General features: G+C 66.1%; 10 protein-coding genes and 1 pseudogene. 6 read left to right on the top strand and 5 right to left on the bottom strand.

Annotated elements, in window-relative coordinates:
- The 3 genes and pseudogenes from ACE039_RS14505 to phoB all read right to left on the bottom strand — a co-directional run.
- Positions 1 to 410: pseudogene (locus ACE039_RS14505) on the bottom strand (response regulator); the annotation flags it as partial.
- Positions 411 to 471: 61 nt separating this feature from the next.
- Entirely contained in the window at positions 472 to 1779 is a 1308-nt protein-coding gene (gene phoR / locus ACE039_RS14500; RefSeq protein WP_105559472.1) for a phosphate regulon sensor histidine kinase PhoR, read from the bottom strand.
- Positions 1780 to 1791: 12 nt separating this feature from the next.
- On the bottom strand, positions 1792 to 2490 hold the full coding sequence (gene phoB / locus ACE039_RS14495) for a phosphate regulon transcriptional regulator PhoB (RefSeq protein ID WP_006227196.1): 699 nt from the start codon (positions 2488 to 2490) through the stop codon (positions 1792 to 1794).
- 163 nt (positions 2491 to 2653) lie between these two features.
- Between phoB and ubiE the strand changes: the two genes are divergently transcribed.
- The 6 genes from ubiE (at position 2654) to ACE039_RS14465 (ending at position 8628) form a co-directional block, all read left to right on the top strand.
- Complete coding sequence (gene ubiE, locus ACE039_RS14490) at positions 2654 to 3430, top strand: bifunctional demethylmenaquinone methyltransferase/2-methoxy-6-polyprenyl-1,4-benzoquinol methylase UbiE (protein WP_105559471.1); 777 nt, start codon at positions 2654 to 2656, stop codon at positions 3428 to 3430.
- 179 nt (positions 3431 to 3609) lie between these two features.
- Positions 3610 to 4620, top strand: a complete 1011-nt coding sequence (locus tag ACE039_RS14485; protein WP_310034099.1) for a Tim44 domain-containing protein — start codon at positions 3610 to 3612, stop codon at positions 4618 to 4620.
- Positions 4621 to 4805: 185 nt separating this feature from the next.
- Positions 4806 to 5444: a ubiquinone biosynthesis accessory factor UbiJ gene (locus ACE039_RS14480; RefSeq protein WP_105559469.1), complete on the top strand. Its 639-nt coding sequence runs from the start codon at positions 4806 to 4808 to the stop codon at positions 5442 to 5444.
- A 3-nt stretch (positions 5445 to 5447) separates the two neighbouring features.
- Positions 5448 to 7001, top strand: coding sequence for a ubiquinone biosynthesis regulatory protein kinase UbiB (gene ubiB / locus ACE039_RS14475; protein WP_105559468.1), 1554 nt, complete (start codon positions 5448 to 5450; stop codon positions 6999 to 7001).
- A 181-nt stretch (positions 7002 to 7182) separates the two neighbouring features.
- Positions 7183 to 8061, top strand: coding sequence for a ferritin-like domain-containing protein (locus ACE039_RS14470; protein ID WP_448709403.1), 879 nt, complete (start codon positions 7183 to 7185; stop codon positions 8059 to 8061).
- Between the two features lie 78 nt (positions 8062 to 8139).
- Positions 8140 to 8628 carry an adenylyltransferase/cytidyltransferase family protein gene (locus tag ACE039_RS14465; protein WP_105559466.1) on the top strand — a complete coding sequence of 163 codons (489 nt, stop codon included), beginning with the start codon at positions 8140 to 8142 and terminating at the stop codon, positions 8626 to 8628.
- A gap of 75 nt (positions 8629 to 8703) precedes the next feature.
- Here ACE039_RS14465 and ACE039_RS14460 read toward each other — a convergent pair whose 3' ends face one another.
- Both ACE039_RS14460 and ACE039_RS14455 read right to left on the bottom strand, forming a co-directional pair.
- Positions 8704 to 10035, bottom strand: coding sequence for a TolC family outer membrane protein (locus ACE039_RS14460; protein WP_332007424.1), 1332 nt, complete (start codon positions 10033 to 10035; stop codon positions 8704 to 8706).
- A 79-nt stretch (positions 10036 to 10114) separates the two neighbouring features.
- Positions 10115 to 10795, bottom strand: a complete 681-nt coding sequence (locus ACE039_RS14455) for a protein-L-isoaspartate O-methyltransferase family protein (RefSeq protein ID WP_105559465.1) — start codon at positions 10793 to 10795, stop codon at positions 10115 to 10117.
- Positions 10796 to 10949 lie beyond the last annotated feature (154 nt).

Genomic DNA, 10949 nt, shown 5'->3' with positions numbered 1-10949 from the left:
CGCCCCAGGTCCAGTTCCAGGTCAGCCAGCCGCAGCAGCGTGGGTTCCTGCGTGCGTCCGCGGCGCAGCAGCGCCTGCACGCGCGCCAGCAGCTCGGAAAACGCGAAGGGCTTGACCAGGTAGTCGTCGGCGCCGCCTTCCAGGCCGCGCACGCGATCTTCCACCGCGTCGCGCGCGGTCAGCATCAGGATGGGGGTGTCTTTCTGCGCGCGCACCGAAGCCAGGATGCCAAAGCCGTCCACGCCCGGCAGCATCACGTCCAGCACGATCAGGTCGTAGGCGCCTTCCAGCGCCAGATGCAGCCCGTCGACGCCGTCGCGGGCAAGGTCCACGACATGGCTTTGCTCCGACAGGCCCTTCTTCAGGTAGTCGGCCAGTTTGGGTTCGTCTTCGATGACCAGGATGCGCATGGCCGGGAATTTACCATCCGCGCCACGGCTGCGGCGCGGATGGTCGCGGCCTGGCCGGGCCTTACGTCGGCTCGTCGATGGCGATGCGCTCGGCCGGAAAGCGCAGCGCGAAGACGCTGCCCTTGCCGGGTTCGCTGGTGATGAGCAGTTCGGCGTCGTGGCGCATGGCGATGTGTTTGGTAATCGCCAGGCCCAGACCGGTGCCGCCGACGGCGCGCGAGCGGCCGCGGTCCACGCGGTAGAACCGTTCCGTCAGGCGCGGCAGGTGGCGGGCGGGGATGCCGATGCCGGTGTCCTGCACGCTGTAGCGCGCGCCGCCGTCCGCTTCACGTTCCCAGCGCACCGTGATCGTGCCGCCGTCCGGCGTGTAGCGCACCGCGTTGGTCAGCAGGTTCGATAGCGCTGAGGTCAGCTCGGTTTCGGCGCCCAGCACGTCCAGCGTGTCGTCGATATGCCATTCCAGCACGTGGCGTCCGCCCGACAGCGCTTCGATCTGCTGGCGCGCCTTCTGCAGCAACGCGCCCATGTTGATGGCGCGCGGATCGCTGCCCGGCGAAGATTCCAGCGTGGACAAGGTCAGCAGGTCTTCCACGATGGCCTGCATGCGCTGGGCCTGCTCGTGCATCATGTCGATGTACTGCGCGCGCTGTTCTTCGGGCAGCGCGTCGGCCGGCATGTCGCGCAGCGTTTCCAGGAACCCGGCCAGCACGGTCAGCGGCGTGCGCAGTTCGTGCGAGACGTTGGCCACGAAATCGCGGCGCGTGGTTTCCAGGCGTTCGATCTGGGTGACGTCGCGGGTGATAAGCAGGCGCTGATTGCTGGCGTAAGCCGTCAGCTGCATCATCATCAGGCGTTCCTGGCCGTTCTGGCCCAGGCGCACCAGGATGGGTTCGGGCCAGGCCGGGCGATGCGCGTATTCCACGAATTCCGGCGCGCGCAGCAGGTTCAGCAGGTTATGGCCGCGGTCGGCCGGCAGGCGCAGGCCCAGGTGCTGGCGCGCCATGCGGTTGCACCAGTCGATCTGGAAGTCCGCATTCAGCGTGACCGCGCCGTCCGGCAACGCCTGGGCGGCGGCCAGCATGCCTTGCATGGTGTCGCGGGTTTCGGCCAGCTCGCGGGCACGGGCGCGGGTATAGCGGTAGAGGGGGGCGAGAATGTCGTCCCACGGCCCGACGGAGGCGGGGGGAGAGGTGTCCGGGTGGTGGGCCCATTGCGAGACCAGCGTCAGCCTCCAGCTGCGCCAAAGCAGCATGACGGCCAGCACGGCCGAAAACACGATCCAGCCCGCCGGGTCTCCTATGAGCCATTGCGCCAGTAGTGAAATCACCGCCCACAGGGCGACCAGGAAAAGTGTGCGCAGCCAGATCATCGTGCGGCAGTTTTACCGCGTCGGGAGCTGGGCCGTAAACCGGTAACCGCTGCCGCGCACTGTTTCCACGTGCGCGTCATGGCCGCTGGGCTCCAGCGCTTTGCGCAGGCGGCGGATATGGACGTCCACGGTGCGTTCTTCGACAAACACGTGGTCGCCCCAGACCTGGTCCAGCAGCTGCGACCGCGAGAACACGCGCTCGGGGTGGGTCATGAAGAAATGCAGCAGGCGGAATTCGGTGGGGCCGATCTGCAGCGATTGGCTGTTGCCCGACAGGCGATGCGTCACCGGATCCAGTTTCAGGCCACCCACGTCGATCACGTCGTCGGTCAACTGGGGCGCGCGGCGGCGCAGCACGGCCTTGATGCGGGCCATCAGCTCTTTCGGCGAGAAAGGCTTGGTGATGTAGTCGTCGGCGCCAGCTTCCAGGCCGTCGACCTTGTCTTGCTCGGAACCCTTGGCGGTCAGCATGATGACCGGGACGGCGCGGGTGCGTTCGTCGTTGCGCAGCTTGCGCGCCATGGCCAGGCCGGACGTGCCGGGCAGCATCCAATCCAGCAGGATCAGATCGGGGAGTTCGGCGCGGATCAGGGTCTGGGCCTGGTCCGCGTCGAAGGCGCGCAACACTTTGTGCCCCGCGAAAGACAGGTTGACGGCGATCAGTTCCTGGATTGCGGGTTCGTCTTCGACAACGAGGATAGTGCTGGACATGGCGAATTTGGCACACTTCGGAGCGCCGGCGCGGCGCGAACATTGCGATAGTATGGCCGCAATATTTCAGGTATGTGACCGAGAGGTGCCGCCGGGGCAGGTTCAGTGGCCGCCGCCCGGTGCCCGATAGGCTACCATTGAACGATATATCGGGAATTTCACCATGCAAAACCCCTCCGAATCGCAACATTCCGCCGACTCCAACCCGCAATCCACGCATTTCGGCTTCCAAACGGTGCCGGAAGGCGAAAAAGCCCGCAAAGTGGCTGAAGTCTTCCATTCGGTTGCTCAGCGCTACGACGTCATGAACGATTTCATGTCCGCCGGCCTGCACCGCGTCTGGAAGGCCTTCACCATCGGCCGCGCCGCCATCCGCCCCGGCATGAAGGTGCTGGACATTGCTGGCGGCACGGGCGACCTGGCCCGTGCCTTCGCCAAGCGCGCCGGCCCCACGGGCGAAGTCTGGCTGACCGACATCAACGATTCCATGCTGCGCGTGGGCCGCGACCGCCTGACCGACGCGGGCCTGCTGCTGCCCACCGCCGTCTGCGACGCCGAGCGCCTGCCGTTCCCGACGGGCTACTTCGACCGCGTCAGCGTGGCCTTCGGCCTGCGCAACATGACCCACAAAGACCGGGCCCTGGCCGAAATGGCCCGCGTGCTGAAGCCGGGCGGCAAGTTGCTGGTGCTGGAATTCTCGCGGGTGGCCAAGCCGCTGTCGCCCGCCTACGATTGGTATTCGTTCAACGTGCTGCCGTGGTTGGGCAAGAAGATCGCCAACGACGAGGCCAGCTACCGTTACCTGGCGGAATCCATCCGCATGCATCCCGACCAGGAAACCCTGGCTGACATGCTGCGCACCGCCGGCCTGGAGCGGGTGCAGTACTTCAACCTGACCGCCGGCATTGCCGCGCTGCACGAGGGCGTGCGCCTGGGCTGAATCCAGGGTGTCCATAGGATGTTTCGCCACCCCACAGGGAACTTGTGGGCGGGCGTCTTGTCCGTTATTCTTACGTCATTCAGATTACTGTAAGAAAAGTCGCGACTATGGTCCCGCTGTCCGTGGGACTCCCCACTGCTCGGGGCAGCGGGGGCGCGAGTACGAGGGAGCAAAACTCTATGACCAAATTCTGTTTCTCGCGGTTTGTCGCCGCGGCGCTCATCGCCATCTCCGGCGCGGCGTTGGTGACGGCGTCCTTTGACGCCGAAGCCCGTCGTGCGGGCGGCGGCAGCAGCGTCGGCCGTCAATCCACCAATGTGACCCAGCAACGCCAGGCTACGACGCCTCCGGCCGCCGGTAGCAATACGGCAGGCGCCACCGCCGCCCCGGCAGCCGCCGGCGCAGCCACGGCTGGCGCTGCGGGCGCCGCCGCCAAGAGCGGCGCATCGCGCTGGCTCGGCCCCATCGCCGGCATCGCTGCTGGCCTGGGCATCGCCGCCTTGCTGTCCAGCATGGGCCTGTCGGGCGCGTTCGCCGAATTCCTCGGCTCCGCGCTGCTGATCGCCGCTGTCGTGTTCGCCGTCATGTTCATCATCCGCCGCCTGCGTGGCGCCGCGCCGCGCACCGCGACGCAAGGCGCGTTCAACGGCGCCAACAACGCACCGGGCCAGCAACAGCAGCCCGCATGGCGTGAAGCGCTGAAGCCGGCTGCCGCCGCGCCCGCCGCTGCTGCTGCCTCCGTGGCCGCCGCGCCGGTGGCCACGCCCGCCGCGCTGCCCAAGGCCGGCGAGGACAGCAACTGGTTCGTGCCGGGCGATTTCGATACGCCCAACTTCCTGAAGCAGGCCAAGGAGCAGTTCGTCCGCATCCAGGCCGTCTGGGACAGTGGCAGCACCGATGGCCTGCGCGACTTCCTGACCGATGACCTGATCACCGAGCTCAAGCCGCAACTGGCCGAGCGCGGCGCCGCGCCCAACAAGACCGAAGTGGTCCTGCTGAACGCTGAAATGCTGGGCATCGAAACCGTGTCCGACGGCCATCTGGCCAGCGTGCGCTTCTCCGGGATGCTGCGCGAAGCCCCGGGCACCGAGGCCTTCCGCTTCGAAGAAGTCTGGAACCTGTTCAAGCCGGCGAACGGCGGCTGGCTGCTGGCCGGCATCCAGCAGATCCCGGTGGATCTCGCCAGCTAAGGCTGGCCGGCCGGGTCCGAATCCCGCCTCCGTTGCGGATGCCGCAAGGCATCTGCTTGAACCGGCCCTCCAAGGGCCGGTTTTTCCATGTCCTGCCGCAAAACACGCGCCCATCTAACCCGTTACACTCCCGATTTACCCATTAACTTCGGCAACCCCGGCCACCGGGGCCGTTGCAGACCGTCATGCTGCCTTTTTCGTTCCTGCCCACACCCTCGCGACTGGCTGTAAGCGCGCTCAACGCCCTGTTGCGGCGCGAGGACTGGGCGCGCGAGCGCCTGGCGCGCCACGCCGGCAAAACCGTGCGTTTCGCGCTTGGGGGCTTCACCCTGGGCCTGACGATCGACAGCGAGGGCCTGGCAGCCCAGGCCGACCCGGCCGTGGTGCCCGACGTGACGCTGACCGTCGCCCCGGAAAAGCTGCCGCTGCCGCGCCTGGGCGCGGACCGCGAGACGCCCGACTTCGCCGAGGCTACCCACATTTCGGGGGATGCGGCGTTGGCGCAGGTGGTGGCGGACCTGTCCAAGCAATTGCGCTGGGACCCGGAAGACGCCCTGGCCCGGGTGGTGGGCGATATTGCCGCGCTGCGCATCGTGGGCGGGGCCCGCGCGGCTACCGACGGCGCGCGCACGGCGGGCCGCCGCCTGGCCGAGAACGTGTCTGAATACCTGTCGGAAGAAAGCGGCGTGCTGACGGGCCGCCCGGCGCTTGAGCAATGGCGCCTGGATCTTGCCGAGCTGAACGCCCGCGCCGATGCACTGGCGCGCTCGGCCACCGCGCTGCAAACCCGTCTGGCGGCCGCCAGTGCAAAGCGGGGCGCCTGATCCATGTTCCCCTTGCTGCGCCTGTTCCGCATCATCCTGGTTTCGTTGCGCTATGGCCTGGACGAGCTGGTGCTCTCCAGCCTGAACCATCCGCTGGCCACCTGCCTGTTGCGCGTCATCCGCCTGGGCACCCGCCCGCGCCAGCCGCGCGGGCAGCGCCTGCGTCTGGCCCTGGAATCGCTGGGCCCCATTTTCGTGAAGTTCGGGCAGGTGCTGTCCACCCGTCGCGACCTGATCCCCGCCGACATCGCCGACGAACTTGCGCTGCTGCAAGACCGCGTGCCGCCGTTCCCGTCGGCCCAGGCCGCGGCCTGCATCGAAGCGGCGCTGGGCGCGCCGCCCGAAAAGCTCTTCGCGCAGTTCGACGTGGACCCGGTGGCGTCGGCCTCGATCGCCCAGGTGCACTTCGCGGTGCTGCACGACGGCCGCGAGGTCGCGGTGAAGGTGCTGCGCCCGGGCATGCTGAGCATCATCGAAAAAGACCTGTCGCTGCTGAAGATCGTGGCGCGCATCATCGAGCGCCTGGGCGCCGATGGCCGTCGCCTGAAGCCGCGCGAGGTCGTGGCCGAATTCGATAAATACCTGCACGACGAACTGGATCTGGTGCGCGAGGCCTCCAACTGCAGCCAGCTGCGCCGCAACTTCGGCCCCGAATCGGGCCGTGGCGACATGCTGATCGTGCCCGAAGTCATCTGGGAATACACGGCATCCACGGTGTTCACCATGCAGCGCATGTACGGCATGCCGGTGGGCCAGGTGGAACGCATGCGCGCGGCGGGCATCGACATTCCGACCCTGGCGCGTACCGGCGTCGAGATCTTCTTCACGCAGGTCTTCACCGACGGCTTCTTCCACGCCGACATGCACCCGGGCAACATCTACGTGTCGGACCGCCCCGATACGCTGGGCAGCTACATCGCGCTGGACTTCGGCATCGTCGGGTCGCTGTCCGAGTTCGACAAGAACTACCTGGCGCAGAATTTCCTGGCCTTCTTCCATCGCGACTACCGGCGCGTGGCGCAATTGCACATCGAATCGGGGTGGGTGCCCGCGGATACGCGTGAAGAAGAGCTGGAAGGCGCCGTGCGCGCCGTTTGCGAACCGTACTTTGACCGGCCGTTGTCCGAGATCTCGCTGGGGCAAGTGCTGCTCCGCCTGTTCCAGACGTCGCGTCGTTTCAATGTGGAGATCCAGCCCCAACTGGTGCTGTTGCAGAAGACGTTGCTGAACGTCGAGGGATTGGGTCGCCAGCTTGATCCCAACCTGGATCTCTGGAAGACTGCCAAGCCCTATCTGGAACGCTGGATGCGTCAGCGCGTCGGATTCAAGGGTTTGCGTCAGAGCCTGGAAAAGGAAGCCGTGCAGTGGTCTCAGATGCTGCCAGCCTTGCCCAGGCTGGTCCATGACCACCTGAGCCGCCCGAATGTCTCGCCTGCGCTGCTGGCCGAGATGATTCACCTGCGGCGCGCCCAGGAACAAAACAACCGGCTGGTTGCAGCGCTGGTTGGGGTGCTGGCCCTTGCGATCGGGGTCGCAATATGGGCCTTGACCCGATAGGCGGCGCGATGATCTAGACGAACTCTGTCATGTTTCATTCATGAAACGGTCATCATAGCTTCGCGGGAGACGGCGAAAAATAGCGCTGCGGTGGATGAATGCAGCGTCACGCCGAAAGAGACGCGCGCGCCATTCATTAATTTCTATCGCCCCACTAGCGGGACGAATACAAGGGCAGACCATGCTTTATCCTGAACTCTTCAAGACCATGGAAGCCGTGCGCTGGAACATGGCCCACGACATCCCCTGGGGGGATTTCGATCGCAGCAAGCTCTCTGACGAGCAAGCCCACACGATCAAGATGAACGCCATCACCGAATGGGCGGCCTTGCCGGCCACGGAAATGTTCCTGCGCGACAATCGCGGCGACAGTGATTTCTGCGCGTTCATGTCGGTGTGGTTCTTTGAAGAACAGAAGCATTCGCTGGTGCTGATCGAATACCTGCGCCGCTTCCGCCCGGACCTGGTCCCGACCGAGGAAGAACTGCACAACGTGCGCTTTGAATTCGACGCCGCGCCCGAGCTCGAAACCCTGATGCTGCACTTCTGCGGCGAAATCCGCCTGAATCACTGGTACCGCCGCGCCGCCGAATGGCACACGGAACCCGTCATCAAGGCCATTTACAAGACCGTTGCGCAAGACGAAGCCCGCCACGCCGGCGCCTACCTGCAGTACATGCGCCGTGCGCTGCATGACCGCGGCGAGGACACGAGCGAACAGGCCCGTCTGGCGTTTTCGAAAATCGGCGTGCTGATGGCGTCCGCCGGCCGTACCCAGCAGGCGCTGCACCCGACCAACCTGCACGTGAACAAGGACCTGTTCCCCAACGACACGGTGCAGTCCCGCCTGCCGGAGCCGGGCTGGCTGGAGCACTGGCTGGATACGCAGATCCGCTTTGACGGCATCTGGGAACAGAAGGTCGCCAGCCGGATCCTGCATATCTTGTCCAAGCTGATGGATCGCAGCTTTGAAACGGTGAAGGACCTGAACCGCTACCGCAAGGAAATGACCGCGCTGGTGGTGCCCAAGGAAAAGAAGATCATCCTCGCCGGCGCCTGATTGCCAGGCATTGCGGGGCGAGCCTTGAGCCGCCCCGCTTGCTGCGTGGGGCGGCGGACGGGCGGATATAATCGCCGCATGTCCGCCGCCCGTTTCGAATCCAAAGTCCTGTCCCGCGAAGAATGCGTCGCCGCCGTCGCTGCCGGCCGCTTGCCGCGGCCGCTGGTGTTCACCAACGGCGTCTTCGACATCCTGCACCGCGGGCACGCGACCTATCTGGACCAGGCCGCCCAACTGGGCGCGACGCTGGTGGTGGCGGTGAACACCGATGAATCGGTGCGCCGCCTGGGCAAAGGGTCCGAGCGCCCGCTGAATCGCATGGAAGACCGCGCCGCGCTGCTTGCCGCGCTGGGTTTCGTGACCGTCGTCACGTCGTTCCACGAAGATACGCCGGAGGCGCTGATCGGCGAGCTCAAGCCCGACCTGATCGTCAAAGGCGGCGACTACGACATGGAAAAACTGCCCGAGACCGCCTTGGTAAAGACCTGGGGCGGCCGCGCGGTGGCCATCCCGTTTGAATTCGAACGTTCGACCACCGCATTGGTGAAGAAGATCCAGGGCGCCTGACCGGCGTGCGGGGAATACGAAAAAGCGGCCTTGCGGGCCGCTTTTTTCATCTTGCCGTCCGGATTGCGCCGGCGGTCAGCGGGGGTCCCGCAACAGCCGGTTGATGGCTTCCAGGTCGGTCTCGGCCAGGATGCCGCTGACGGCCTTCAGGCGCAGGCCGGACAGCACGGTGCTGTAGCGCGCCAGCGCCAGGTCGCGTTGGGTGGCGTACAGCTGCTGCTGCGCGTTGAGCACGTCCAGGTTGATGCGAACGCCGACTTCGTAGCCCGTGCGGTTGGCCTCCACGGCGGCGCGGCTGGACTTCTCGCCGGCTTCCAGGGCCTGGATGCGGGCCAGGCCGCTGGTGACGCCGGTGTAGTACTGGCGTGCAGCCTGGACAGCCTGGCGGCGCGTGGTTTCGAAGTCGTGGCGGGCTTTTTGTTCCAGCTGCACTTTCTCGGTGACTTGCGACGACACACCGCCGCCCGCGTACAGCGGTATGGAGAGAACCACGCCGATCGTGTTGTCGATCGGCTTGCCCGGCGCCGCGTTACGCATGATGGCGTCGCTGGCGCTGCCGCTGGTGGCACGCAGGTTCAGGGTGGGGTAGTGCCCGCTCTTGGCGATCTGGATCTCGCGGCCCGCGATGCGGGTCAGGAGCTGCGCGCGTAGTACCTCCAGGCTGGAGGATTCGGCTTGGGTGCTCCAGTCGTTCACGCGGGCGGGCGCAGGCGACGGCAGCCGCACGCCGTAGGGCAGCTCGGCCAGGGCGCCCGGCTGCGTGCCGATGATCTTGGCCAGCTCGTCGCGGCGCACGTCCAGGTCGTTCTGCAGGCGCAGTTCCTGCGCCACCACCAGGTCGTAGCGCGCCTGCGCCTCGTAGGTGTCGGTGACGGTGGCGTTGCCCAGTTCGAAGTTGCGCTTGGCGGACTCCAGCTGTCCCGCCACGGCGGCCTTTTCGGCCTCGGTGGCGGTCAGCGTGTCCTGCGCGTAGAGCACGTTGAAGTAGGCGTCGGCCACGCGCAGCAGCAGGTCTTGATAGGCCTGCTGAAGCTGCACTTCGACGTCGGCGACGATCAGCTTGGATTGTTCGTAGTTTTGCCAGCGGCCCCAGTCGAACAGGGGCTGGGTCAGCGCCAGGTCCCAGACGCCGCGTCCGCCGCTGTACGACACGCCCAGGCCGCGGGTGCTGCGCGTTTCCTGGTAGGCCCCGCCGGCTTCGGCGGAAATCAGGGGCAGCAGCAGTGAGCGGGCTTGCGGTTCTTTTTCCAGGCCGGCTCGGTAGCTGGCGCGGGCGGCGGCGTAGGCGGGGTCATTGCCCAGCGCGGCCTGCCAGACCTGGATCAGGTTTTGCGCGAATGCGGGCAGCGGACCGACGCTTGCGGCAGAGGTAAAAACCAGTAAAGCCGTAAGCAATCGGACGCGCATGATTTTCAACGATACGCCGGGCTGCCCTGGCAGGCGCGCGCCCCGTCGGGGGGCAGGCGCCTGGCGGCAAGGTGGGGGATTAGAACTTGAACTGGGACACCGTGGCGCCACGCAGCGGCTTGATGACCGTTTCGAACAGGTTCACTGTTTCGAAGCTGGCCGCGGTGGTGCGCGTGATGCGACAGGCCGTCATGACGGGGGCCTGGCCCACGATCACGACCAGGCGGCCACCGACGCGCAACTGGTACTTCAGCGCGTCCGGCACGACCGGCACGGAACCCGTTACCAGGATGGCGTCGTATTCGGTGGAGCCCCAGCCGTTGCGGGCGTCGCCGGTTTCGACCTTGACGTTGGTGACGTTGTTCATCTGCAGGTTTTGCTGCGCGAAGGTCACCAGGCGGCTGTCGATTTCAACCGAGGTGACCTGTTGGGCCAGATAGCCCAGCAGCGCGGCCTGGTAGCCGGAGCCGGTGCCGATTTCCAGCACGCAGTCGGCTTTGGTCAGCTGCAGTTCTTGCGCCAGGCGGGCTTCGACCTTGGGGGCGAGCATGGTCTGGCGGGTATTGACCGCGTTGATTTCCAGCGGCAATTCCAGGTCGGAAAACGCCAGGGCGCGCAGGGCCGGCGGAACGAACTGTTCGCGGCGCACATCGAACAGCGCTTGCAGCACGTTGGCGTCCAGGACGTCCCACGGGCGGATCTGCTGTTCCACCATATTGAAGCGGGCTTGTTCTACGTCGGGCAGGGTCGAAGCGTTCATGACGGTCAGGAAAAAACAGAGGAATCAGCCGGCCATTGTACCGATTCGTAGCGTCCTGTGACGGCGGGCCCGATCGGCAGATGTTTCAGCCGGGCGTTTCCGCCGGAATCGGGGCCCGCCCCGGACTTTTCATCGACCCCGGAAACGGCAGCGG

The sequence above is a fragment of the Achromobacter maghribensis genome, from assembly GCF_057334215.1.
This window is presented reverse-complemented; position numbering and strand designations above follow the sequence as displayed.